We start from the raw sequence: 804 nt of genomic DNA, 5'->3' as shown, positions 1-804 counted from the left end.
GGATAAGCCAAAGTAAAACGCTAGCTACTCATTTCGATTATCAGCTTACTCGGCCTGATTACTATGACAAAACAGAAAGCTACAACATTGCTACTGCCGTCAAAAATCAAGCATTGCTTGGACTTGATCAACAACACCAAGTGGATGTTAGTAAAGAAACTTATCAATTTAACCCTAAAACCAAACAATATGAACTGCAAATGGCATTTAATGAAAAGATAGCGAGTGAGAGCAACATTCGTCTAATTAATGATATTTGGCTTGAAAACACCGAAAGTAGCCATACTATGGATAAAAAAGAGCGTATCGCTAACGAAGGATCACCTGAAGATTTTAAGCGAACAAACCACCATTCTCATAAAAAACTCATGACGTTAATTGGTGATTTAGATAAGTTAGCCGAAAATAAACACCTTAAACGTCAGTATCTTACTGCATTGGATGAGGTGAATTTTTTTATGGATAGTAATACTAAATAAGCGCTAACTTCCCTTGTTAGTGATTAGAAAGCATAAGGTAATTATTAATGCTAACGTCGGCAATTACCACAAAACCGACCTAATTTAGAGGTGAATTTACTACAATAAATAGTCTGCTTCGCCACCATTGCGGTCGCTCACGTATTTGTATTGGCATGACTTCAAAAGTCCGCATTGCAGACACTAGGGGCTGTTATGCTAACGTCAGCTTCACTAATAAAGCAGGCGTTAGCTATCGGTCGTTCTTTAGAACTTCTGCTCGCTAGAAGCTGACATCATATGTAGCACTTTTCCGTAACCAAGATTAGTTGCTATGACTATTAAA

General features: G+C 37.4%; 1 pseudogene. It reads left to right on the top strand.

What is annotated here, in order from left to right:
* Positions 1-479, top strand: a pseudogene (locus tag ASU03_RS21060) (hypothetical protein); the annotation flags it as partial.
* Positions 480-804 lie beyond the last annotated feature (325 nt).

The organism is Colwellia sp. TT2012 (assembly GCF_001440345.1).
Taxonomy (GTDB): Bacteria; Pseudomonadota; Gammaproteobacteria; order Enterobacterales; family Alteromonadaceae; genus Colwellia.
This window is presented reverse-complemented; position numbering and strand designations above follow the sequence as displayed.